General features: G+C 40.6%; 20 protein-coding genes and 1 pseudogene. 8 read left to right on the top strand and 13 right to left on the bottom strand.

The genetic code is table 11. The annotated features are described in order from the left end of the window. The first annotated feature begins 324 nt into the window (after positions 1 to 324). The 3 genes from AC0L6H_RS12785 (at position 325) to AC0L6H_RS12775 (ending at position 4191) form a co-directional block, all read left to right on the top strand. Positions 325 to 1527 (top strand): TonB-dependent receptor plug domain-containing protein, encoded by a 1203-nt coding sequence (locus tag AC0L6H_RS12785; RefSeq protein ID WP_473389402.1) that lies wholly within the window; start codon positions 325 to 327, stop codon positions 1525 to 1527. After that, positions 1463 to 3052, top strand: a complete 1590-nt coding sequence (locus AC0L6H_RS12780; protein WP_473389400.1) for a TonB-dependent receptor — start codon at positions 1463 to 1465, stop codon at positions 3050 to 3052. Before AC0L6H_RS12785 ends, AC0L6H_RS12780 begins: the two co-directional genes overlap by 65 nt. Positions 3053 to 3174: 122 nt before the next feature. Then, positions 3175 to 4191, top strand: coding sequence for a family 43 glycosylhydrolase (locus tag AC0L6H_RS12775; protein ID WP_473389399.1), 1017 nt, complete (start codon positions 3175 to 3177; stop codon positions 4189 to 4191). A gap of 93 nt (positions 4192 to 4284) precedes the next feature. Here AC0L6H_RS12775 and AC0L6H_RS12770 read toward each other — a convergent pair whose 3' ends face one another. From AC0L6H_RS12770 to AC0L6H_RS12735, 8 genes are all read right to left on the bottom strand, one after another. After that, a complete protein-coding gene (locus AC0L6H_RS12770; RefSeq protein WP_473389397.1) occupies positions 4285 to 5247 on the bottom strand; it encodes a PfkB family carbohydrate kinase in 963 nt (320 codons plus the stop codon). 12 nt (positions 5248 to 5259) lie between these two features. Then, complete coding sequence (locus AC0L6H_RS12765; protein WP_473389396.1) at positions 5260 to 6216, bottom strand: sugar-binding transcriptional regulator; 957 nt, start codon at positions 6214 to 6216, stop codon at positions 5260 to 5262. A gap of 11 nt (positions 6217 to 6227) precedes the next feature. Then, complete coding sequence (locus AC0L6H_RS12760) at positions 6228 to 6896, bottom strand: HAD family hydrolase (protein ID WP_473389395.1); 669 nt, start codon at positions 6894 to 6896, stop codon at positions 6228 to 6230. Between the two features lie 15 nt (positions 6897 to 6911). Further along, complete coding sequence (locus AC0L6H_RS12755; protein WP_473389394.1) at positions 6912 to 8384, bottom strand: mannitol dehydrogenase family protein; 1473 nt, start codon at positions 8382 to 8384, stop codon at positions 6912 to 6914. A gap of 24 nt (positions 8385 to 8408) precedes the next feature. Beyond that, a complete protein-coding gene (locus tag AC0L6H_RS12750) occupies positions 8409 to 8645 on the bottom strand; it encodes a TOBE domain-containing protein (RefSeq protein WP_473389393.1) in 237 nt (78 codons plus the stop codon). A gap of 393 nt (positions 8646 to 9038) precedes the next feature. Next, positions 9039 to 10262, bottom strand: a complete 1224-nt coding sequence (locus AC0L6H_RS12745) for a hypothetical protein (RefSeq protein ID WP_473389392.1) — start codon at positions 10260 to 10262, stop codon at positions 9039 to 9041. A gap of 118 nt (positions 10263 to 10380) precedes the next feature. Continuing rightward, entirely contained in the window at positions 10381 to 10884 is a 504-nt protein-coding gene (locus AC0L6H_RS12740) for an alpha/beta hydrolase (protein ID WP_473389390.1), read from the bottom strand. A 4-nt stretch (positions 10885 to 10888) separates the two neighbouring features. Next, on the bottom strand, positions 10889 to 11644 hold the full coding sequence (locus AC0L6H_RS12735) for a hypothetical protein (protein WP_473389389.1): 756 nt from the start codon (positions 11642 to 11644) through the stop codon (positions 10889 to 10891). Between the two features lie 356 nt (positions 11645 to 12000). Between AC0L6H_RS12735 and AC0L6H_RS12730 the strand changes: the two genes are divergently transcribed. Beyond that, the gene (locus tag AC0L6H_RS12730) at positions 12001 to 12573 is read left to right on the top strand and encodes a hypothetical protein (RefSeq protein ID WP_473389388.1); all 573 of its coding nucleotides are present in this window, start codon (positions 12001 to 12003) and stop codon (positions 12571 to 12573) included. 190 nt (positions 12574 to 12763) lie between these two features. After that, positions 12764 to 13612: a hypothetical protein gene (locus AC0L6H_RS12725; protein ID WP_473389387.1), complete on the top strand. Its 849-nt coding sequence runs from the start codon at positions 12764 to 12766 to the stop codon at positions 13610 to 13612. Positions 13613 to 13775: 163 nt separating this feature from the next. On the opposite strand, the gene AC0L6H_RS12720 is transcribed toward AC0L6H_RS12725, so the two are convergent. Together AC0L6H_RS12720 and AC0L6H_RS12715 are read right to left on the bottom strand one after the other, a co-directional pair. Next, positions 13776 to 14186 (bottom strand): RES family NAD+ phosphorylase, encoded by a 411-nt coding sequence (locus AC0L6H_RS12720; RefSeq protein WP_473389385.1) that lies wholly within the window; start codon positions 14184 to 14186, stop codon positions 13776 to 13778. After that, positions 14183 to 14326 (bottom strand): annotated as a pseudogene (locus AC0L6H_RS12715) (antitoxin Xre/MbcA/ParS toxin-binding domain-containing protein); the annotation flags it as partial. The pseudogene AC0L6H_RS12715 and the gene AC0L6H_RS12720, both read right to left, overlap by 4 nt. A 131-nt stretch (positions 14327 to 14457) precedes the next feature. Between AC0L6H_RS12715 and AC0L6H_RS12710 the strand changes: the two are divergent. From AC0L6H_RS12710 to AC0L6H_RS12700, 3 genes are all read left to right on the top strand, one after another. Continuing rightward, positions 14458 to 14709: a DUF3293 domain-containing protein gene (locus AC0L6H_RS12710; RefSeq protein ID WP_473394527.1), complete on the top strand. Its 252-nt coding sequence runs from the start codon at positions 14458 to 14460 to the stop codon at positions 14707 to 14709. A gap of 244 nt (positions 14710 to 14953) precedes the next feature. Next, a complete protein-coding gene (locus AC0L6H_RS12705; protein ID WP_473389384.1) occupies positions 14954 to 18985 on the top strand; it encodes a hybrid sensor histidine kinase/response regulator transcription factor in 4032 nt (1343 codons plus the stop codon). 252 nt (positions 18986 to 19237) lie between these two features. Then, positions 19238 to 20539: an Lcl domain-containing protein gene (locus AC0L6H_RS12700; RefSeq protein ID WP_473389383.1), complete on the top strand. Its 1302-nt coding sequence runs from the start codon at positions 19238 to 19240 to the stop codon at positions 20537 to 20539. Between the two features lie 94 nt (positions 20540 to 20633). Here AC0L6H_RS12700 and AC0L6H_RS12695 read toward each other — a convergent pair whose 3' ends face one another. The 3 genes from AC0L6H_RS12695 to AC0L6H_RS12685 all read right to left on the bottom strand — a co-directional run bounded on the left by AC0L6H_RS12695 (position 20634) and on the right by AC0L6H_RS12685 (position 23480). Beyond that, positions 20634 to 21251 carry a hypothetical protein gene (locus AC0L6H_RS12695; RefSeq protein WP_473389381.1) on the bottom strand — a complete coding sequence of 206 codons (618 nt, stop codon included), beginning with the start codon at positions 21249 to 21251 and terminating at the stop codon, positions 20634 to 20636. Positions 21252 to 21544: 293 nt separating this feature from the next. Continuing rightward, on the bottom strand, positions 21545 to 22591 hold the full coding sequence (locus tag AC0L6H_RS12690; protein ID WP_473389380.1) for a YecA family protein: 1047 nt from the start codon (positions 22589 to 22591) through the stop codon (positions 21545 to 21547). A 268-nt stretch (positions 22592 to 22859) separates the two neighbouring features. Continuing rightward, a complete protein-coding gene (locus AC0L6H_RS12685; RefSeq protein ID WP_473389379.1) occupies positions 22860 to 23480 on the bottom strand; it encodes a hypothetical protein in 621 nt (206 codons plus the stop codon). Between the last annotated feature and the right edge of the window lie 73 nt (positions 23481 to 23553).

Below are 23553 nucleotides of genomic sequence, written 5' to 3'. Positions count from 1 at the left end.
TTGTCAAATTGTTATTTAATTGTTTCAGAAATTAGTTCTTATTTAATATTAAAATAGTGGTGTAAAGTGAAGCGTGCCATCTTGTATAGACTATAGAATATGGGGTTGAAGCGAAATTTACACTCAAAAAAAGCGTAGACATAAGTTGCGTTACTGTGAAATGATTAGCAGTAAAAATAAGGTGAATTAAATTTATTGTGAATATTTTGTAATTTTTTGTTGCCACCGGTAGACAACTTTGTTAACTTATTTGCCACCGGTAGCAAATCAGTGGCTGTTATCGTTATTAAAAACACACAAACATATTTAAAGTAAGGACATAACATGCACATTAAACAAAAAAAGTATCGATTTAACAAAATAAGCCAAGCACTCATCATTGCAAATTTAGCGGTCATGGGTAGCGCAATGTCATTTGCACAAGAAACCCAAGAGAATGATTCAGCGGTAGAAGTCATCAATGTAAAAGGCAGTTATCGTGGTAGTTTAGCAGAAGCGTTAGATAACAAACGCAACAGCACCAGTATGGTCGATACTATTTTGGCTGAAGATGTCGCCGACTTTCCAGACACCAACTTAGCAGAATCAATGCAGCGCATACCTGGCGTCGCAATTACAAAAGAAGCTGGTGAAGGTAGAGAAATAACTGTACGAGGCTTATCAAGTACCTATACCAGAGTCATGATCAACAATGCAATGGGCCAAAGCTTAGCAGCAGGTTCAGGCGGCGTACGAACCTCTAGAGCGTTTGATTTCAACGTATTTGCATCTGAACTTTTTAATCAATTAGATGTGTATAAAAGCCAATCAGCTGAACTGGAAGAAGGTTCTTTAGGCGCAACCGTTAACTTGCATACCGGTCGCCCTTTTGACTATGCTGACAATACCGTCGTGCTAAACGGCCAACTTAGTTATAACGACCAAGCAGGTGAGATAAAACCAAGAACCTCTGGTTTATTTACTTATCAAAATGATGAGGGCACTTTTGGCGCCTTACTATCTTTTTCAGTTGCACAACGATTTGTACAAAATGAAGGCGCTGATACTGGGCGTTGGGAAGACGATAATTTTGGCAGTTGTAGCGCATGCGCAACCGACGCCGACTTTGATCAAGTAAAATCAGCTTGGCACCCAAGATTCCCCAGGGTTGCAGAAAAAACACATGATCAAGACCGCACAGGCTTAACTGCTTCCTTCCAGTTTAGACCTACTGACAGAACATTAATCACAGTAGATGCACTTTCTGCCGTATTAGAGTCTCATCGTGAAGAACCTTTCATGCAAGCCATCTCGCTTGCGAGAACAGGCTCAACAGGTGTGCAACAAACTGATGTTGCTGCCTATAATATTGATGCAAACAACACCCTTATTTCAGCAACAATGGATGAAGTTGATATACGCTCAGAAGCATTTATTGCTGACTGGGAATCAGACTTCAAACAATATAGCATTGAAGTTGAACATGAATTTAATGACGATTTCCGTATTAAAGGAATGGCATCAACTGCCACCTCTGATTCTAGATAATCGCGAATCAACTATTATCTTTGAACACTACAGTTCAAATGATGACCGTAAACTCATCAATTACGCAGACAACACGTCGGCTGTATCTTACGATTTCAGCTCAATGACATCGCCAACAATTGGCTATAGTTTTGATACTGCTAACCCAGCGAATTGGGAATTGTCAGAGTTTAGAGACCGCGTATATGTAGCTTCTTCGGGGTCAGATTCTTTGAAATTGGACCTAGCTTATGATTTAAATGACACTTTTACACTTAAAGCTGGGATTTCAAATCGTGACTACAGCTATCAAATAGAAGGTACCAGAGCAGATAGATCTTTCGCTTCAGCTGATGCTCTTGATGGCACTGTTGACAACGTTGCTTGTGGCGTTACTCCTGAAGTCACGTCTTCAATGGGCTCTGTAGAAACCTATGGCGGCCAAACCTTCTTTATTGGTGATATTAATTCAATTGCTGATTTAAGAACTAACTCATGTTGGCCAGCAGCCATTAGAGCTGGCGATACTCGCGATGTCGAAGAATCAGTTATGGGCATGTATGTACAAGTAGATTTTTTACTAGACATTGGTGACAGCGAGTTAAAAGGTAACGCGGGGGTTCGAAAAGTTGATACTGACTTAGATTCAACGGGTATTAATAGTGGTCAAACGGTCAATGTTACTCACTCATATAGCGATACCTTACCTTCATTCAATTTAGCCTATGATATTACTGAAGATGTTGTATTAAGAGCGAGCTGGGCAAAAGTAATGTCTCGTCCAAATTTGACAGACCTAAACCCAGGCGGAAGCGTAAGTATTTTTGGAGACCCAGCGGTAAGTTATGGTAACCCTTTTATTGAACCATTTAGAGCAACCAATATTGATTTAGCGGTAGAGTGGTACTTTGAGTCTGGTGCCCTACTCTCAGTTGCCTATTTTGATAAAGATATTGAATCATTCCCAACCAGTGAAACAACGACTTTGCTGTGGGCAGACACAGGCCTTCCTAATAGTTTATTAGGGTCGCAAATTGACGACTTGATAGATGCCGAATTTCAGGTTTCAAGAAGAACAAATGGTGGCGGTGCTACGCTTGATGGTTTTGAAGTTCAATACCAACAGAACTTGACCTTCTTACCACAAGAGTGGATGCAAAACCTAGGCGTAATAAGTAACCTTACTATTGTTGATTCAAAGGTTGATGGGTCGGGTCTCCCTCTAACTGGTCAATCTGATAAAACATACAACTTTACTGTTTATTACGAGGATGACGCGTTCAGCACTCGTTTGGCATATACCTACAGAGGTGACTACACCACAAGAAATGATTCTAATACCGATAAAATCCGTTATAGAGAGCCCGCTAAGTCTCTAGATTTCGCTGCAAGTTACCAAATAACTGATCAATGGAAAGTGAGTTTAGATGGAATTAACTTAACGGATGAAACGATTGGTGATTATATGGCTCCCGGCGTTGGGCGCTTAATTACCGAGCAAATCACTGGCACCCAGTGGATGCTAGGCGTTTCATACAAAATGTAAGTTTTCGTGTGTGAAGTGAGGCATGCTACTTAGGTACATGCCTTTTTTTTACTCCGTTTGACCGCTAATAGATGAAGATCCATGTAAATAAGAAGTATATGGCTAAATAAAGAGAGCTTGATATGTCAATTATTCAACAGAAAGTGTTTTGTATTGCCTTAATTACATTGTTTGTTGCAGGATGTGTTATAGAAAATGGCACAAGTAAAAAAGACGCAAGTAGCCTTATTCAAGTTAATGGCAATCCCCTGCGTTTTGGTGAAGGCCTAAGAACGGCTGACCCTTCAGCTCATGTTTGGAAAGACGGTAAAATGTATGTGTACACGTCTCATGATCAAGAATGCCAAGAAGATTTCTGGATGAAAGATTGGTATGCGTTTTCATCTAATGATTTACAAAATTGGGAATCCCATGGCCCCATATTTTCTGTTGATGACCTAAGTTGGGCAGACAATTATGCTTGGGCGCCCGATGCTGCCTATAAAAATGGTAAATATTATTTTGTTTTTCCCGCAGGCACCGGTCACAAAGACAGAGTTAACCCCAAAAACAGCACTAAATGGATGGGCATTGGTATCGCCGAAAGCGATAGCCCCACAGGCCCCTTTAAAGACATGATAGGCGAGCCACTTTGGCGCACGCCCTATTCTAACGACCCTGCTATGTTTATAGATGATGATGGTCAGGCGTATTTATATGTTCATGCAACAAATAAAGACTACCACGTTATCAAAATGGCTGACGATATGCGCAGCACCAAAGGCGAGCTAAGCAAAATGGATATGGGCGGCTACGAACCCAAAATGGAAGGACCTTGGGTGTTTAAACGTGGCCAATACTATTATTTTACCATGCCAGAAAACAACAGAGTGCTAACATACTACATGTCTACATCACCTACTGGACCATGGGAATATAAAGGCCAGTTTATGGAGCAAGAACATAATAGCAATAACCACCACTCAATCGTTCAATATAAAGGTCAGTGGATACTTTTTTATCATCGTTGGTTAGAATTAGCGTCGCAATGTGGCCGCCAACGTCATAGTGCTGCTGAATACTTATACTTTAACGAAGATGGCACTATTAAACCGGTGCAAAGGACAGAGAAAGGTGTAAGCGATTTTACCAATCAATAATATGTAAGCTAGCCTCCTGAAGAATGAAGTTGTAAATAAAAGACCTATTTGGCTCGAAATTAATAGGTCTCCTTACTTCTACCACTCATTTAACTACAGTGGGTCTCTTGAACGACCTCTTTGCAACTCTAGTGCCTCGTACACCTGTTCTTTCGATGGTGGTTGGCAGCCATCTTTTTCAACATTTAGGGTTGCGGCCATCAAACCATATTCTAGCGCCTTAGCTAGCACGTCTTCTTGCCACGGTTGTTTAATTTGGCCCTCTCTTAATAGATAAGACAAAAACGCAGAGAAGAAGGTATCTCCTGCACCCACCGCATCAACAAACTGAGAAGGTTGAAAAACAGGTTTAGTAATCGATACTTCATTGCTTAGCAGTGTTGCTCCTAGCTCGCCTTTTGTAAGTAAGACCATACCGTTGGTAAGCTTGCTTAATATTTGTTTAGCCCCCTCTAAAGGCGGTGCATCAATGCCCAGTAGTAGCAAGTCTTCATCACTTACTTTAACTATGTCGGCAAAGGGAAGTAGTGAAAGCACAGCATCAATATATTTCGCTTCATCTAGCTCAACATTTTTACGCATGTTGATATCTAAACTAAGGACTATTCCCCGAGATTTTATTTCAGTGAATAATGGTTTTAGTACATTCACCATACTTGGTACCAGAGTCAATGAGCCTGTATGGAAAAGTGAAATGTCATTTGAAATGAGTGATATTAGCTGCGCTGTATCTATATCTAAATCAGCGATATGTTTACGATACAAGCGATAGTCAGGCTGGCCTTTGTCGTCTTTGTATATGAGCGCTAACGAGGTAGGTAAATCAGAGCGATTATTTGCCGGCAAATGAATGTTTTCGCTTAACGCATAGTTATAAATACGCTTTCCATATTCATCCGTTGAGATAGGCGATAAATAACTGATATCTATATTTTGCTTGGCAAAGCTGCGAGCGACGTTAAAAGGAGAGCCTCCAATAAAAGGATGGATCGTCCCATCTTTTTGCTCAATTAAATCAAAAAGTGCTTCACCAAAAACAGCTGCTTTTTCAGTCATAAATACCCCGTGTTATTTAAGTTTTAGTAAGGATTCTGCCGTATACTCATTAGTAATTAGACAGTTAATAAAGGTTGATTGCAAAGCGCCATGAATGGCCGGCACCTTCTCTTCGCCCGACGCGATGCCATAAATCAAATTATTTTTATTGGCATTGAGCTTGGTGCTAGCAACTCTGTGGTTTAGGTCGCAATCCAATAACTGGCCGTGTTTATCATATACCCAGCCAATCACCTCACCTACAGCGCCTAAATCAAGTAATTGCTTGGCTTCTTTTTCACTAATAAAGCCATCATTTAGCATGGGTGAATTTAGTCCCACATTCCCTATGCCAACAAAAATCACGTCAGACTTTTCAGCCATACCTATTGTGCGTGAGACGAGTTCTAAAGAATGTAGATGGTCTTTTTCCGCTTTGCTTTTAGGTAACACTGGCAGTGGCATAGGATAGTGTTTAGCGTTAACACGCTGCGCCATTTGTACAACCACGTTGAAATCAGAAGCAGAACCATCGTTAGCAATATTGCCTAACAAAGCCACTATCTTGTGCTGTTCACATGAAAAGTAGCCAAGCTCTTCAACACATGATTTTAATACGCGCCCTGTTCCAAAAGCCATGACAATAGGATCGCTCCCCTTTAAATGACGTTCAATTTCAGCCGCGCCAGCCTGAGCAAGGCCGAGTGTTGAACGTTTATCGCCACCAGGACTTGGGACCACTATGCATTCGCGTAGATTGTATTTTTCTTTTAACTGATTAGATAAATCCATACACTTAGCGATAGGATGTTCAAGCCTAACTTTTATCAAACCTTCACTCACCGACAAAGCCACCATGCGCTGGGCACTTTGCCTAGATACATTCAAACTTTGCGCAATTTCATCTTGCGTTTTACCCGCTACATAATACAGCCAACCAGCGCGGGCAGCATCATCTAGCTTTTTAGATTCTTTAGAAGCTAAGCTCATGTTTTGCCTTGTTAATTAAATAAAGAAGGAAGTTTTGTTTTAAAGTCAGTCCACGATGACACTACCGATACGCCATCGATTAGTGCTTTATCTTGTAAATGTTGCATATGCGCTGCGCCATTATATTGAACGACTTGCATATTGGCTGCTAATGCCGCCTTAAGACCTGATATAGAATCTTCTATCACCAAGCACTGAGAAGGTGTAAAGCCCATTTTTTCAGCTGAATATAAAAATATGTCAGGCGCTGGTTTGCCGTTTTTTACAAGCGATGCGGTAAAAATATTTTCAACAAAAAAGCTTGCTAAATCAGTAACACCAAGGGCATGTGTCACTCTAGCCGGGCTGCTACTGGTCGCAACGCAGCACGGTTTATTCAGTTCGTCCAAAACCTCTTTAATTCCCTCAGTCCGCTCAAGCTCTTTTGAAAATGTATCAAAAAGCGACAAACGAAATTGCTCTCTAAACTGCTCATCAAGCACAACAGAAAAATCGTCTAATACTTGTTGTGTCACACTTTCAAATGTACGGCCTAAAAAGTGGGCATTGAAATAAGCTTCATCTACTGATACACCTTTGCTTTCTAACAGCGCTAATAGCACTCTCCTGCTTAGGATCTCGCTATTAATTAGCACACCATCGCAATCAAAAATGACCAGTTGAATATCTTCAGGCTTCAATGCCGCACTCCTTAATTAATCAGCGTCTATGTAAATAGCTAAGGTTTTCTCTATACCTTTGTTATCAATGATATCTAACCACTTCTCAAAGGCTTGTTGAAAACGCTCGTTGTGGCCCAAGTTACCAAATACCTCTTGCATACCAATAAAAGCACTTGAATCATTTGCGGCAACATTAGCCTTGTCTGCAAGTACCTGCTTTTGAGCATCTAAAATAGTGATACCTGCACCTTCCTCAGTTGTACTTGCGCATAGTTTACACCATAAGGCAATGACCAACGATAGTCCGTCAATGCCTTTGTTTTGCTCGATATTGTCTGCAATCGTAGGCAAGATAAATTTAGGCAAACGGTTTGAACCGTCTTGATACAAGCGCTCAATAGTATCTTTTATTTCTGGGTTTGAGAACCTATGCTTGATGATCTGCAAATAGTCATTCGGATCAATACCAGGCGCAGTTGGCAAAGTAGGAATAACCTCGCTAATAATCAGTTTCTCAAGGTATTGTGTGACCAAGTCGTTTTGCATAGCTTCATGAACAAACTCAATACTCAACAAACCAGATGCGTAAGCCAAGGCAGCATGGCCACCATTTAATACTCTTAGCTTCATTAATTCGTAAGGCGCAACATTCTCAACAAACTGAACACCCACTTTCTCAAGTGCGGGCCGTCCGTTTACAAACTTATCTTCAAGTACCCATTGGCGAAAGGATTCACACACAACCGGCGCGTTATCTACAATACCAAACAAAGTCTCAATTCGCTTTATTTGCTGTGGTGTTACCACCGGCGCAATACAGTCAACCATCGAGTTAGGGAAGCTAACGTTTTGTTCAATCCAAGTAGACAGAATTTCATCAACTTCGTTTGCTAAACCAATTACCGCTTTTTTAGCCACATCGCCGTTGTGCGGAATATTGTCACAAGACATTAGCGTAAACGCCTTTAAGCCCTTATCACGTCTTAGTTTTAGTGCTTGCAAGATAATTCCAAACACACTTTGTGGCTGCTCAGGGTGTTTAATGTCATGCTGAATCTCGCTAGATGACTTATCAAATGAACCTGTATCAGGGTCAATATAATAACCGCCTTCGGTAATGGTTAATGACACTATCTTTATTGATGGTTCAGCCATAGTAGCGATAATTTTCGCTGCATCAATGTCGATAAAATCAATCATCGCGCCACAAACTTGCGCTGTAATGTTGTCTTCGTTTAGCTCTACCACAGTAGTAAGAAAGTCTTGCTTGATTAACTTATCACGCATGACTTTATCGTAAGATTTAACGCCTGCGCCACATATGCCCCACTCTAAGCCTTCACCTTTTTCAAATAAATTGTGTAAGTAAATAGCCTGGTGTGCTCTATGAAAATTTCCAACACCCACATGAACGATTCCCTTGCTAAGCGAAGCTCTGTCATAGCTTGGAATTCGCACGGGCTTAGATAACTCGCCCAACGACGAGTTACTTAATGCAATAGACATTTGCAGTTTCCTTAAAGAGAATGTTTATGAGAATAGTTGAATATAACTAGGTACTTTGTCGCTGATATTTAAACCGGCTTGGTCAAAGTAAAACATTTTATCTTCACTTGCAGTCAGGCTAATTTCATCGCCGTATTCAAGCTCACAATCGCCCGAGGCTTTCACCGTGATCGACGTTCCATCATTCAAACTCACATGCAAAAAGGACTCTGACCCCAAATGTTCACTTTTAGCTAAATTTGGTTTAAAAATATTATGCAATTACATCAATACTCAACCGCAATCTTATTGCACGCCTCAAGCCAACCTAATCATATGCCAACCAAACGGGCATATGCTATCCAAGCGGGCATATGCCCGATCAAGGTATGCATAATTCCAGTTTTTTCAACCACGATCAACTGTTTTGTTGCTATTTTGTAAAAAACAACTTAAGCCATCGTTTTTATTTGGTTTTAGGTTTATAGTTTTAAAGGCTTTGTTATGGCTTGTTAACTTAGAAATAAGAAGTTATTTCTGGGAAGGGCAAAAATCTGGCTGTATCCGAGAAATATTTTAAGGAGATTAGGTAAATAATGAATGGTGTATTCGCTTGCAAGGGCTTGCGAGCGAAGGTTGAAAGTGGCAATAGTAGTAAGTTGGCTAAGTACTTATTTACTGTTCGCACTCGTTTGAAATGGATTGTGCCTTTAACATGTCTTGCATATAACGACTTTGGTCAATGGACTGCATCAACGCCATGGTTTCAGACGTGTTAATACCATCTTGGATCACAGGTAGCGCTGCTGCGCCGCCTTCCCCGCCTATTTCGCTTATAAAGCTAGTAACAAAGCATGAACAAAATTCGTCACTATGGCCGGCTCCTTTACAGCCTTTGCCCAACAAGGCCTGGGTGGCATTAGCGGCGGGTGTATTTTTTAAAGCTTGGGCTTTTTGGTAGTCTTTGTTGGCTGTAATTTGCTCTTTTACACTGGGCTGATTGGCATTTTTTGCTTTTATCTCGTCGACTTTAGCCTGCATAAGCGCGACTTCGTTGCCAAATTTATTGGTCACTTCTGGTCTGTTACCTGAAACGTCAATCGCTTCTAAACCTAAAGGAGGGCCGGCTCTTTCTTCGTTATTGCGAACAAACCTTTTGATAATATTGCCAGAAGAATTCTCTTCAGCGGCCAACAAGGCTGCACAGTAATTGCCAATATTTAATGTATTTTGTTCATAGTTTTTGAGCTTCTGATGCGCCTGTTGTGCTAGTGCGTTTACATCTTCTTTGGATGAGCCGGTCTTACGCTCTAATGCATCGTCGTCAAGCCCTCGGTAAAATACATAATGTAAGGCAGCTAATTCGTTTGCGCTTAAAACACGTTCAAGTTCTACAAGCTGACACTGCTCTAAACGCTCAGTACCGGTGCTACTTACGCGATAAGCATAAACTTCTGAAAATATAGGCGCAGATGGCAAAGGAGCAATAGATACTTTGGCGGTATTTGGAATAACGCAGCCCTTTACTTCTTCATAAAAAGGGTCTGCACTTTCGTATTCATCAAAGGCGTTAAACATTTCAATTTGCACCTGCCCCATTGGACGGCCGTTCGCATAGCGTTCAAACGCTTTTTCTTTTTGATTGGGTTTACCAAGGCGTTCTTTGTAAGACTCAACAAGGTAATCAGCATAGCGCTGGTTTGGGCTTAAATGCGCATAAGTAGCATGAGATTTGGCAACGCAATTGCAATCGACATTAGGCCGGCCTAGAGAACTACAAAGCGTCTCGTACACACTGGCTTGTTTTTTAAATTCTGCGCTGGTTGCACTCGCGCTGGCGCTGTAAAACGAGACGGTAAGTGAAATAAGGAGAAAAAGGCAAAGTTTGCATTGATTCATAGTGACGTCCTTTTCAATAAATATGCTGTGCAAAAACAAACATTAGGGGTTTACCCTGCAGCTTAGTAACATCAATACTACTAAAAAATAAGCGTTTGTCTAGCTAGCCCCATCTTACCTAATTGCGGGTGAGTAAGTTTGTTAGGTAACTTTTAAATAACCTGTCTACATCGTTAATTGACGAATTCAAACGATGATCTCCATTTAGTAGATGCAAACTAGCCTTTGAAAGCTGAGCATAGCGTATTGAGTTTTCAACTGGGATCACATCATCAAGCCAGCCGTGTATTATTTCTAGATTATTGATATCGGCTTTATAATCTTGCTGTAAATAGCCTTCAATATAAAGTGCAGGTGCTAGTAAAAATACGCCTACAGGCGAATGTTTTTGCGCGGCAACTAAAGACACATAACCACCCATACTTGAGCCAACCAATACAAATGGCTGTGACTGAGTTGCCAAATAATCATTAAGCTTATGAACTCGCTCATCAGGGTTCATAATGCCTGCGTAATCAATACTATCTACCGAATAACCAAGTGCTTCTGCCGTGCTGGCAAGGCGCTTTATTTTACTGCCCCAAGGCCCGCTTTCTTTACCGTGCGAAAAAATGACTTTCATTTGATTAGTGTCTCCCTCGTCGCACTAGAATCTTTAAACAATTATCTTGTTCGCTGCACCACTTTTTGCCTAGCTCAACGACATCATTAAACTTAGTTTCTGTAACTAAAGCGTATTGCTCGAGTGCTAAAGCAAAGTTAGCGTTTAGTCGATACAAGTCAGCACGCAACAAGGTGTATTCATCAAGCATTGGCGCGATTGGATGCGCGTGCAAGTAATCATACATTTCTTCATACTGCGCTTGCTCTTCTTTTGTTTGAGGCCGATACCCTTCACTACGATAAATCGTGCTTTGATCTTCAAGGCTTAAACAAAACAGCTGATGAAACTCCCTGCAAGCCTCCGCTGCGCGCATGCGCTTATCATCCTCGTTAGTACTATTGATAAATAGCTCTGCGTATTCTTCATAACCTGGTTCAGGTAAATACTTATACTTGCGTTCAAAATCGCTAACATATTGATAACCACCTATATTGAATAAGTCTCTTAACCATATTTTCGCTTGCCCCCAAGCTGATGATGGCTCGTCAGGCTCATCATCATTCGTGTCAATAACAGTAAGTGCGTTTAAGTCTTCAATTATAAATCGACATGCCTCGCAGCGCCCTAATTCGGGCAATATGCTTTTAGGAAAAGAATGAACGCCGCCATCTGAAAATTCAATATGGTAATGCATTGTAATTGACAACGGCACTTTTCGATAAAAGTAGCTGTCGCACTTTGGACAAGCGACAGTAGTTGGGTTTGCAAATCTTGACATAGTCTATCCGTTTACTTTAGATGTGGTAATGAGTATTTATGGGCAATGGTGAGGCTGCTGCTAGCCGCACTTTTTGCTGCGATTGCGTTTCGTTACGATTTTATAAAACGTAAAAATTTACAAGGTAAATATAACATTCAAGGGCGCTTTCCAGAAGAAGTCTTATACAGCTAATACTCTAATGTTCGAAGTGATTGCTTTACTTTAAAAAAACGTGAGCCAGAGATGTTTAGTTTGTCTACAATTCATTTAGGTGCGAGGCTATGAGAGGGATTAACCTTATTTACTAGCCTTTGTAACTGCTGTATTTTTAACTTTTTGAACTTAGAAGCCAACTAAAACTAGAGAAGTTATTTTTGAAAACAATTTTTTTTCATGAAGACGACCATAGCCAAATCGAACTAATACCTGAACAAAACAAATTGTATTGTTTAGAGCATTTTAATGCTATTGAACAAAGTTACACGCGATCTTCAGACCCAACTTTAGCACAACTCCATGCAAGAGAAAGTGCCCAAGCAGAGCTTGAAAGCCTTAATATATCTTTCACAGAAATTGACACTTTTTTATCCAGTAAACTGTGTAAATTCGATAAAGTAGTCACAGGTTATGGAAATGCCAAAATTGTATGCCCGTCAGTTTATGCATATGGATGTGAAACAACAGGAGTGATTTTTATTGAATGTTCAAAAGATAAAATTGTATCCTCTATTTGGTTTTCAGATGCCTTGTTGGAAATACCACAAGTGTTTAAAAACAAAGGTTTGATATTTGTAGATTGGGCATGGACATTCCTTTGTGATGTAGATAATCATCAAGAATACGTTAACTACGTTAATGAAAAGAATAAAGTAATTCAAAAAAGAAGTGACATTTTAAAACAAAAAATGAAAGCCAAAGCGGCAGACCCTTGGTGGCGGTTTTGGTGATTGTTAAATCTAGTTGTGCTTTTGTGTCTACTTTTTGAACTTTATTTCACTCTAGTTTATGATAAAAACACGTTTAGTATTCACCCTTCACAATGCAATGAAAAAAATTTACTTCTTAATTACTAGCTGCTGCATCTCAATTATTTTATCAATTCTCCCAGGTGCTCTGTCAGCTAACGAAACGGCACAGTTGAGTAGTCAACTACAAGAAATAAAAGATGGTATAACAAATTCAGCCAATGAGGGTGAAATTAACATAGTGTTTGAAAAAACCTATCAAGCTAATGTACTGCATTACAAAAAAAAGATAAAAATAGAGCAAGGCAAAACATACGAAATCTTAGCGATATTAGACAGTAGCGAAGGCGAAATAAAGACTGAATTATACGATTCTGCCGGTAACGCTTCAGTTGAATATGCGGGTGAACAATTTGAAGATAGCGGACTCAAATATTCTGGGCATAGCATAGAAGCAGCTATAAAAAGTCAAGAGTTCATATTTAAGGCCGCGACCGATGCGTTTGCTAATGGAAAGTCCATTTATGTTGCCATGGTTGAATATATAGATGAACCCACTGAAGAACCCGCTGAAAAACCTAGTGAAAAACTTGATTCAGATGATGCTTCTTATAAACGGCATTTTAGTGAAATGGGTTACATCGCTAATTATAGCCCAATCGATTTTGTTATTTACAAGGCGTCAGATCTACCAATTATTTTTGAAATGAATGTGCATGAGGGCAATGACTATAAAGTGATAAGTGCTTTTTCGAACAATCGTGCCAAACCACGATTGATTATTGCAGACCCCGATAGAGGTAATGGTGACTCTGGGAGTGACGATTATGTCGCATCTTTTGAAATGCGCACTGTTCACGAAGGAGAAAAGCAATATTACGTGAAGGTTGAGAAAGCTTCAGGCACATTGCACCCTGAAGATAAAGTTTATATATATACTGGGTATCGGACGAGTACCAATACCGAATATCTTGAGGGTGCTGCCAAGAACAAACCCGAGAATCATTTTTCGACGCAATAGATTCCAAAGAGCATCGCTGCCACTTTGTGGCTTTTGAGTTTGGGTGCTAACATCAGTCATTCCTTTAGTGCTTCAATTGGCTTTGTTGATTAGCATTTAGCGCGCTAGACGCGACAAGCTTCTCACTGCAATAACATAGCGCCATGTCGGGGTGATACTGGCGCTACTTAAACATAGCATCTGAATAAATAGGCTTAAATTTATCAAGTATCTTTATCTCGTTTAAATCAATGCTAGAAAGGTTTAATACAACATTCTGATATTTAGTCCCCGTGTTCTTTACGCTCTTTTTATGTGACGGGTGAGACCACACTTTAGGCAGCTCACTGGGCTCTATTGTATACAAAGAAAGCTCAGGAAACTGAAAGACGACCAAGGTGTATAGCGCGTTTGCCATCTTAGGAGACGGTGTGTAGTTTGCCACTTCAAGCATCGCATTTTGTGGGTTCTTACTTGTGTACAAAGCGGGAACCCCAGCGTGATTCCATCGAGCGCCATTTTTAAAGCTACTGGTTTGGCTGAAGTCACGCCATTTATCAACATAATTTGATTGAATAGCTTTAAATAGTATCAAGCAAAATCACCAAATTTCATTGCCTCTAAGCATAACTTCACTTGCTGCCTACCAAAGGATGTATCTAACAAGTCCTCTGGCTTGTTGCTTTCAAGCGCGGGGATTGGCGTTTGCAACCATTCAGCAATCATATCACTGTCATTATTAAAAAAGCTGTTTAGCTCAACCCATAACGTGGATAGATCGTAAACGTCATCCGGCTTAGTGCCGCGTAAGACTACTTGATTGCATAACTGGCTTTACTATCAGTTTTTAGAAGCAATTAACAAAAATACTAGCGTGTTTTTTTGATGCCTTTGGTACAGATGAAAATGAGAAATGGCCGAGAGAAAAAAGCTATCTTATTTTTAATGATGATGAGGCTGCATTGACTGACCTTGCAAAGACATTTGGGCAGAATGCAATATTGAAAAATAAGAAAGGAAACGTTGTGGAGCTTTTAGAGCAAACGCTTATGTGTGACGATTTCACCATCCAAAGAGATTTTGACTTTGCTGGGGCGGTCACCGAGGCTAGTCTATAGTGTTAATGTGTCCTACACTTAAAGAATTACAACATCTCCTTAATTTATTATGACAGGTGTCGGTATGCTGCTAATTTCCGTATTTGCCTCCATATACACCTGCTTTTACCAGGACTGGTATATGGTGTTAATTCGACTTATACTCATATTCTTCTGTATTGAATAGCTATTCGTTTGATTATTCTTGAGAATGCTTTAGGCGAATTATTATCGATTACTTATACATCACATTTGTAGTATCCCAATGTTGAATATAAAGTCTATTCTTGTCTATTTTGTTTTATTTAGCTTTTTTGCCCATGGTGAGCAAGTATTTGAAGAATCTTATGGTGACGTTGGTTTAGCCTTAACATCGGTATACAATTCTAAATCGTTAGGCGGACATAATCAGAACTGGACCTTGCATCAAGACCATGACGGACTCATTTATGTTGGGCATTCCAGAGGGATGTTGCAGTTCGACGGTGAACATTGGCAAAATATCCAAACTCCTCATGACACACCTGTGCGCTCCATTTCACAGTGGAATAATCAACTGTATATCGGAACGACAAACGATATCGCAAAATTGCAACTAGAAAAAACAGGCCAATTAACTTACACAAGCCTACTTGAGCATTCCCCATTTGCAGAAAAGGTGTTTGGAGACATATGGTCAAGTGCATCTAACTCACACGGTATTCTATTCAATTCTAGTGAATATAGCTTTTTTTATGATGGAAAAGAGCTAACTACCGTTAACACAATGGCCTCTGGCCGGCAAAACGTGTTTTCAATCGACAATCATTTTTATTACAAACCAACTCACCTAGACAATATCTACCGCCTTACAAGTGCTATTGAGAATGAAAATCTAGTTTTTATTAATAGCAAAATCTCGGGGCAGTTACCTAAAGATGTGGTAGTAAAAGAAATAATCAAGACCACTGCCGACACGCTACTTATAGTAAGCGAGCGCCACGGTATATTTGTGCACAATGGTAAGACCGTAGAACAAATAAAAAGCGCAAGCGCATTTGCGACAGATATAGAGTTATACGATGCCATCTTATCCACTGACGGTTTCTATTATATCGGTTCGGTCTATCACGGCTTATTTATACTCGATAAGCAATTCAATATTATTAGAAACTACCGTGAACAAGACAGTATTGGCATGGACACGATATTTTCCGTTACCGAAGATAAGCAAGGAAATATATGGTTGGCGGGTATTCCGAATATTATCAAGATGCGCCCGCCTCATGTGATTAGTCAATTTAAAGCCGGAAAAACATCAACTGAAATTCTAAGTCTTAAAAATACGAGTCTAGGTATCATCGCTTCTGGCAATGGCGTGTTTAAATTAATGCCATCCACAAAAGCGTTTGGTGCACCCACTTTTAAGGCCATGAACAACAATTTTATCAGCAGCGTAGACTTAATGGAACATAATGGTAATTTGATTAAGCCCGGATTCGGCGGTATATATCAGCTTGAGTTAAATCCGCAGGCAAGTCAGATAGTTAAAGAATCCAAGCTGATAGAGCTAGGACTCGGTCGCATAATAAAGCCAACACCTAACCGCAATGAGTTTGTTGCAAGCTCATCAGATGGGGCTTTTTTGTTACGATTTGTCGATGATAAATGGCGCATTACCCCTTATTTGGGTACGCGTGACAATTTAGTGAGCCTAAACCTCGATACGCAAAATACACTGTGGCTTGGTTCAGACAGCGGCAAGATTTACAATGTTGAGAAAGCATTGTCGCCAAAACCTATACTCAGCACTTATGATGGCTCCCATGGATTAGGTAAAGGGCCCGTTTATTTGTTTAATATTGACGGTAGAACCATCATCAGTAGCGCCGGTAAATTGCTTGTGGAAAACAACAATCAACTCATCGATGCAAATATTCCAATGATCGCTGATGATTGGCTAACAGATAGTCAAAATATTGATAAGCTTAGACAGCAACTGGGTAATAACACACTACCAGAGCGTATTTGGTATCGTAAGAATGGTAAAAGTGGCTATTTTGAAGCAACGTCAGATGACCAGTGGCAAGAATACACGTCTATTTTTGACAGCGTAAAAAGTGGTGGGTTTTATGATCTATTTGTTACCGAACAAGACATTTTATGGTTTGTGCGCGACAAAGGCGAAATTTACCGGGTAGATATAAAAAAAGCTAATCAATTGCCGCCCTCCGCCCCTGTAAATATCCGCTCTGTCAGCATGCACAACCGTCCGATAGAATTTATGAAGGGATCACTAGACGCTAACCAGCGCGACGGCGAAAGTAAATCCGCTAGGAGGCACATTAATCACTTAAGCCCTAAGGATTCAATACGAATAAACTATGCGTCCACCGATTTCGGCTCAGCTAGCCCAATTAAATACCGTACGCGGCTGCTTTATGAAAACGAAGCTGGTGAATGGTCAAATTGGTCGCACGAAACCTACCACGATTTCATCTTGATTTCGCCAGGCGATTATACATTTGAAGTGCAGGCGCAAGATGCTTGGTCGAGAGTCACATCGAACGAATTGCATTTAAGCGCAATTGCACCTTGGTATTTAACTAATATCGCCTACACCATTTATTTTATTATTGGCCTATTTATCTTCGTTTTTATCGCTTGGATTGTGCAAAAATGGCGATTAGCCGCGCTGCAAGAGTCAAATCGAGCCCTTGAGAAAACCGTCGCTGAGCGCACCAAAGAGGTCAGCGAACAGGTACAAAAACTCAATGAACAGCAACAGTTAAAAGATCGCTTTTTTGCTAACGTGTCTCACGAATTTAGAACACCGCTTACGCTCATCATCGGGCCACTTGAATCACTGCTAAACGAATACTCCAACACGATAAACGAAAATTCTCGAACACTAACAGCAACAGCGCTAAATAATGCCAATAAAATGTTAGCGCTAGTGGGGCAAGTTCTTGATATTAATCGGCTTGAAGTTGGCAAGTTGCCATTAAGAGTAAGCGAGTATGACATTGCTAAGCTAGTTAGAAACATACAACAACGATTTAAGTCTTGGGCAGAACAAGAAGGACAAACTATCAGTTGTGAAAACTGTGAAGAGCCTATTCTTTTATATTTCGATATTGATCAAATTGATAAATGCATCGCCAATTTAGTTTCTAATGCGATCAAATACAGCGGTAAAAATAGCCACATTAAGATAAACACGCTTATTGAAGCTGATGATGTCACTATTCAAGTGATTGATAATGGCAAAGGCATTAGCGAATCGGCCGAAGAAAAGGTTTTCGAGCGCTTCTACCAAGGTGAAGAGTCAGAGCAAAACTCAACCCCAGGGACTGGAATAGGATTGTCGTTGGTGAAAGAAATAGTTGAACTACACCATGGTTATGTCAGTGTTAGCGCAAAATTAAACCACGGCTGTTGCTTTAATATACAACTTAAAAAGGGAAACGCGCATTTTGCTAAAGAACAACTAGTCGAACCTATCACGCTATCTCAGTCTCAAGGTCCATCTTTCATTGCACCCACTCAAACGGCGAATTCTAATCAACAGGATCAAACTACCTTATTGATCGTGGATGATAACGCAGAGCTGAGACATTTTATGAGCCTGCAATTATCGGCAAACTATAAAATTATACAGGCTCATAATGGCGAGGAGGGATTTGAACTGGCGTGCGAGGCGCTACCAGATCTTATTGTATCAGACGTGATGATGCCAATATTATCTGGTTATGAACTCACCAAAAAACTTAAAAGTACGCCGGCTACACAAACTATTCCGGTAATATTATTAACCGCTAAAGCCAGCAAACGAGAAACAGTTGAAGGGTTTATGTGTGGCGCGGATGACTACCTAACCAAACCATTTGATACCTCTGAATTAATTATGCGGGTTAACGCACAAATCAATATCCGCAAAACCATTCGAGAGCGAATTCGCTTTGAACAAAGTGCAGAAATCACCAATATATCGACGGTCACTCCGTTTGTTGAAGACCTTCATGCACAGGTGATAAAACACCTAAGTCAACCCGAATTTTCGGTTGAGGATTTGGCCAGCTCTATGTTTATGAGCAAAGCAACCTTAACGCGTAAGTGCAAAGACAACTTAAATATCTCGCCAAAGGCGTTTATTAATCAAACTCGTATTCATCATGCGAGTAATTTGCTGCAAGAAAACAGCCTGTCGGTTAGTGAAATTGCCTATGCTGTAGGTTTTGAATCCCTTGCCTATTTTTCTAAAAGTTTCAAAAAACACACCGGCAATCCCCCCTCTGTCCATCTAAAAAACCACTAATACCGGTTGATTCGAGCAATTTGATTCAAAATTGCAAATGATTGAGTCAAAAGTGCAAACCCTTTAAAGCAACTCCCCCTAGTATCAATACTGAAAACGCGACTTGTTTTTTATAAAAGCAAAAATTAGTAACCGGCTTTTATATTTTACAAGGCTTAGTTGGTTTAAACGAAGGGCAAGCTACAAATTGATAAACAGTAATTTGTATTTTGACTTTACGTTTAACAATAAACGACACAAAAGGAATCACTCATGAATATGAAAATTAAACACCTCTTTTTACTGACTTTGATTAGTGCACTAGCCTCGCCAACTGCTTGGGCAGCCTCTGGGAAAAAAGCAACTGTGGAAGAACTAGCAGCTGAAACTGCGGCACGGGTTGACGCCGACAGCAACTTGCAAAGCCAAATTGATACCATTGAACTCACACCCGGTCCACGAGGTTTGACAGGTGCAATGGGTCCTCAAGGCCCGCAAGGTCCCGCTGGTGCAAATGGAGTTAATGGTGCTGATGGCGCAATGGGACCGCAAGGTGCTCAAGGTCCAATAGGCTTAACAGGTCCGATGGGTCCACAAGGCGCGACCGGACCAGAAGGTCCTGCAGGTGTTAACGGCGCAGATGGCGCAACCGGTCCTCAAGGTCCAATCGGTTTGACAGGTGCGATCGGCCCCCAAGGTCCACAAGGACCGCAAGGCACTGCTGGTGCCGATGGAGTTGATGGTACCGACGGTGCAGTCGGGCCACAAGGTCCAATCGGTTTGACAGGTGTCACTGGTCCCCAAGGTCCACAAGGACCAGCAGGCCCTCAAGGGCCACAAGGTCCTGCTGGTCGAGACGGAGTTAATGGTGCTGATGGCGCAACGGGTCCACAAGGTGAACAAGGTATTAATGCTGATAATGACGAATTATTTAGTCGTATAGCTCAATTAGAGGCAAGTCTGGCGGCGTACGAAGCGCGCTTCGCAAATTCCGATATCGATTTGGATGGCTATACGCCTGCTGAAGGTGATTGTGATGATGCAGATTATGATACTTACCCTGGTAGTTACGCGAATGATTGTGGAGTACCTATCACCTACCAAATTGGCGATACCGGCCCAGCAGGCGGCGTCGTATTTTATGTCTCAAATGGCGGTTTAAATGGGTTAGAAGCGGCGCCAGTTGACCAAGGCAGTTTTCAGTGGGGATGTTACGGAGAAAAGGTTGCAGGCGCTTCTGCCACGGCGATTGGCTGGGGCGCGCAGAATACCGCGGCGATATTAGCGCATACTTGCAATGTTCAGCCAGAACAAGGTGTACCGACTCATGACGCCGCGCAGGCGGCCGCTAACTACGAGTTAAACGGTTTCGATGACTGGTTTCTGCCTTCAAAAGATGAATTGAACAAGTTGCATTTAAAAAGAGCGCATTTAGCCAATTTTAGTCTTGACTTTTATTGGAGTTCGTCGCAAACAGGCAGCAATAACGCTTGGTTACAGTACTTAAACAGTGGCTATCAAACCCACCTTGGTAAGAACGGCAAAAAAAGAGTACGTGCAATTCGAGCTTTTTAACCATCTAACCCTTTGACTATTTTTACCGCTTGAGGTGGATTTAGTTAAAGGGTTGCTTTCTTAAACCCTTATATTGTTACTAACCTGTTTAGTTTTACTTATCTTTACGCTTTAGCGAAAGCATTAAAAACGCGCCTACACCAACAAACGCAACTGAAAGAGGTGCATTTACGTCTACTATGCCAGTAGAAAAAGTGAAGTTATCAAGTATCATTGTTGAACCTCCACTACTAGTTACTTCTACTCTTAGCATGTCAATTTGGCCCGTTGCACCTGTATCGACCATTGAACCCATGCGAGTTTGAAATAACGAATCAGTGGCTACAATGTCAATAGTAAAAAGCTCAGACATACCAAGCAAACCAATTAATTTTACTGTATCAGAGTTTGTTCCACCCTGACCTCTAAAATCGACCGAATCGAAAGTGAATAGGCTTCCTATACTACTAACAATATCTACATTATCGCCTACTTGTGATCCATCATCATTAAAAAAAGTGACTAGTGCACTAGGCCCATTACCTCTTGCCGAAGTAATTTCCCAGCCTAAACCGATGGCAGTATAATCAAAGCCATCTTCGGTTTGCGTGCCTGCCAAATCTAGCCTGTCTATATCAGTATTTGTACCAAAGGTTATCACTTCGGCCTGACTGATTGCTGGTAAACAAATTAATGTTGCAACAACGATAATTCCACTAAATAACTTCTTCATTTTTACTACCTTCTATTCTAATGATTACGAATATTTTTTAGTAATAGGGCTTGCAATTTGTGCACCAAATAATTTAACGTATAATTTTCAAACACTTGAAACTCAATACAACAATGTTCTTTACGTATATGTAAAAATAACTGACAACCTAGTTAATTAAACTAATAACTCTAGTGTATTAGACTAACCTGTGTTTACAAGCAATTTAACCGGTCATACTTATACAGTAGCTAGCAGCAAACTTTAGTTGTTCGAAGACTTTTGTTTTACTGGCTTGTATAAATTCATTCGGCTTAGTGCCGCGTAAGACTACTTGTTTGCATAACTGGCCTTACCGTAAATTGGACTAGCTCACTTAGTAGTGGCAATTTGTGCATAAACATAAATTTATCATCTTCCCAATACCTGCGTTTGATTGCAGAGCCATCGTTAACTTCTATTTTTGCCAATCCCATAAACCAAAGAAACTGTTGTTGCACCCTGCGACTATAGCTACTGCGAACTGTAGACTCTTCATCACTATAATCTGTAACCCACTCTACTTCGGTCAGCACCATTGGGAAAGCATCAATAAAAAGTGTTTGATAGTCAAAGAGCGACTTTGATTTATGTCCAAGTTTGTCGAGCATAAATACGGTAAACAAAAATGATTGCTGTAAAAATGGCAACGCATCACCCCTGCTCAAATATGCCCAATTGAACCCTTTACAGTAATATTCAAATAGTATTGGATAGAGTGTTTTAAAGCCATGTTGCTGCGCTTCCTTCTGATACTTCCCGGTAAGATAAAAGCGCCCTTTCGTTTTGCGCAATAAGCCAGCATCTTGCATGAGTAAACGCGTTATATTTAATTCGTAAAAATCTTCTTCTTTGTTTATTTTCATATAATCGAAGAATTTATCAAAGGGATTAACTTGCTTGTACTCTTCAAACAATGACTTACAAAGCTTTTGCGGCAAGTTTCCTTTTGCAGTGGCTTTGAGGCCGTTGTCGTCAATGGCAGACGCAATGCCTTGCACTAATGTGAGAATTGGGGCAGAAGGCTCAGACAATAGATGTTTAGAAATAGTAAACCATGGCGACGGCTCAAACGCTTGGTGCAAGAAGCAGTGCATTTGCTCTGGCGACAAACCCAAGAACTCATCAACACCTTGATGGTTTTTGTTGTGCATAAACTGGTCTGCTATAGCCTGTGCTTCATCTAACGAGCCCAACTCTTCATTGCCCAATATAGCAGCTAGTTCATCGTTTAGGGCATCAGCTGTGTTTGCGCTTAAGCAACATCGTTTATATTTTTTACCACTGCCACATGGGCATGGTGCGTTTCTTGAGATTTTCATAATTAAGCCAATACAAAAATGAGTCTAGAGTAATGATATTAAACGAATGACAGCTTATCACACCAATATCTGACCAAGTACCTGAACCTTGGCCTTGTTTTAACACGCACTAACACACACCACAAGTGTCAAAGATAAGGTCACAAATACTCATCGGCTTTTTCTAGCACATCACCCATTTTTATTCCTTAGTGATATCTGTGTGTGGCGTGACTTTATTCCATTCAAACGGCTCATTGGTGGGGAGGTACTTTTTAGCATTCTCTCACTATTGTTTTAATCGCAACTGAATGTTCTTTCTATTTTCAACTGTGCAGCCATGGCAAGCTACAGTGAGGGTGGTTGAACCGGTTACAGTTAATCCTATAACGCCATTGCTATCAGATTTCAGCCAACATTTTGTTTTAGCGGTTTTAGCATTAACTGGCTTTATATCAATCGCTAACCAAAATTCGGAAGGTACTTTGTTGGCAGCTACTTTCAAGCAATCTTCATCTGCTTCTGGATCGGACGTTTTTTTCTTCTCCGGGTATTTTGCGTAAAAATAAACGTCTGGTTTTTCCTTGTTTTTAGCTGACAGCACAAGATCTGTTTTCCAAAAATCATTATCACCGGTTAACCCCTGATCCAGCGTAATATCACAGCTCAATTTATTTGCATTTAAAACGAAATAATTAGCTACCGGTTGATTGTTACAGGTCAACTTTGATAGTTCTAGACGAGGAGCAAAGTTGGACATGACATCATTTAGGACAGATGCCCAAGCGTGCTCCTTTGGATCTTGCTTATCTTGTGCAGAAGATTGCGTAAATCCAAGCGTTAGTGCAATTACGTACAACGACACTAACACAAGCAAGATCACCAGAAATATCTTTTGATTTTTCGTCATCTTTCATTCACTCGTTTTTGGTACACCTACAAAGATGTAACTTGCTTACGTATTGTTTCCACTTCGACTTTTT

This window comes from Glaciecola sp. G7-5 (genome assembly GCF_055808975.1).
The sequence above is the reverse complement of the archived record's forward strand: the minus strand, read 5'-3'. Positions and strand labels throughout refer to the sequence as shown.

Bases quoted from the DNA above. Each gene is read 5' to 3' on its own strand.
- AC0L6H_RS12785 (WP_473389402.1), top strand. From the start codon at position 325: ATGCACATTAAACAAAAAAAGTATCGATTTAACAAAATAAGCCAAGCA.
- AC0L6H_RS12780 (WP_473389400.1), top strand. From the start codon at position 1,463: ATGAATTTAATGACGATTTCCGTATTAAAGGAATGGCATCAACTGCCA.
- AC0L6H_RS12775 (WP_473389399.1), top strand. From the start codon at position 3,175: ATGTCAATTATTCAACAGAAAGTGTTTTGTATTGCCTTAATTACATTG.
- AC0L6H_RS12770 (WP_473389397.1), bottom strand. From the start codon at position 5,247: ATGACTGAAAAAGCAGCTGTTTTTGGTGAAGCACTTTTTGATTTAATT.
- AC0L6H_RS12765 (WP_473389396.1), bottom strand. From the start codon at position 6,216: ATGAGCTTAGCTTCTAAAGAATCTAAAAAGCTAGATGATGCTGCCCGC.
- AC0L6H_RS12755 (WP_473389394.1), bottom strand. From the start codon at position 8,384: ATGTCTATTGCATTAAGTAACTCGTCGTTGGGCGAGTTATCTAAGCCC.
- AC0L6H_RS12745 (WP_473389392.1), bottom strand. From the start codon at position 10,262: ATGAATCAATGCAAACTTTGCCTTTTTCTCCTTATTTCACTTACCGTC.
- AC0L6H_RS12740 (WP_473389390.1), bottom strand. From the start codon at position 10,884: ATGAAAGTCATTTTTTCGCACGGTAAAGAAAGCGGGCCTTGGGGCAGT.
- AC0L6H_RS12735 (WP_473389389.1), bottom strand. From the start codon at position 11,644: ATGTCAAGATTTGCAAACCCAACTACTGTCGCTTGTCCAAAGTGCGAC.
- AC0L6H_RS12705 (WP_473389384.1), top strand. From the start codon at position 14,954: ATGTTGAATATAAAGTCTATTCTTGTCTATTTTGTTTTATTTAGCTTT.
- AC0L6H_RS12700 (WP_473389383.1), top strand. From the start codon at position 19,238: ATGAATATGAAAATTAAACACCTCTTTTTACTGACTTTGATTAGTGCA.
- AC0L6H_RS12695 (WP_473389381.1), bottom strand. From the start codon at position 21,251: ATGAAGAAGTTATTTAGTGGAATTATCGTTGTTGCAACATTAATTTGT.
- AC0L6H_RS12690 (WP_473389380.1), bottom strand. From the start codon at position 22,591: ATGAAAATCTCAAGAAACGCACCATGCCCATGTGGCAGTGGTAAAAAA.
- AC0L6H_RS12685 (WP_473389379.1), bottom strand. From the start codon at position 23,480: ATGACGAAAAATCAAAAGATATTTCTGGTGATCTTGCTTGTGTTAGTG.